Source organism: Micromonospora sp. AMSO31t, from assembly GCF_008868175.1.
Taxonomy (GTDB): Bacteria; Actinomycetota; Actinomycetes; order Mycobacteriales; family Micromonosporaceae; genus Micromonospora.
In genome coordinates this window covers 1-497 of record NZ_WBKT01000340.1, presented here as the reverse complement: position 1 = coordinate 497, position 497 = coordinate 1, and the positions used below count along the sequence as shown (strand labels likewise).

2 protein-coding genes are annotated in these 497 nt (G+C 57.1%); both read right to left on the bottom strand.

Features of this window, described 5'->3' with window-relative positions; translation table 11 throughout:
* Positions 1-334 (bottom strand): hypothetical protein (locus F8274_RS32200; RefSeq protein ID WP_225854064.1); only part of this gene is annotated, 334 nt, incomplete at its 3' end.
* Positions 306-497, bottom strand: a 192-nt coding sequence (locus F8274_RS32195) for a hypothetical protein (protein WP_225854063.1), incomplete at its 5' end; no start/stop codon positions are given. The genes F8274_RS32200 and F8274_RS32195, both read right to left, overlap by 29 nt.

The following is a 497-nucleotide window of genomic DNA, read 5'->3' as shown; positions in this document are numbered from 1 at the left end:
CGAGACGCAATTCGGCCAGGGTATTACTCGCGCGCGCCTCGGCTTTGCAGGCGTCCATGGAGAGACTGTTGATATGTTGGAAATCATTGGTCCGGCGAATTGCCATGGCCCAGGCGTTTGTTGCGGTGCCGATCGCAGACCAGCAATCACGCAGATCATTCGTGAGGCTTCGCCCTGGTGGAAGTTGGGGCGAGAAAAATTCGGGCGCAGCGGCCTTGCCCGCGCCGAAAGTTGGAGTCACTGAAATGCAACTCAGCAAACAGGCACCAGCCACCGCGAGCAGCCCAAACCGCCCTGGCGCCTTGCTAAGGCCCATTCCTGAGAACAAAAACATCCGGTTTAACACCTTTGGCCGCTTTTCCGAAACCAAACCATAACGGCTTGTATTCTCCGACAATACCCACGTCGGCTGTGCGTGGGACATCCAACCCGGTCAGCCAATAGGACGCATTCACCAGCAAACGCCGGAGGCCTTCGTTTTCAAGATCAACCGCTGC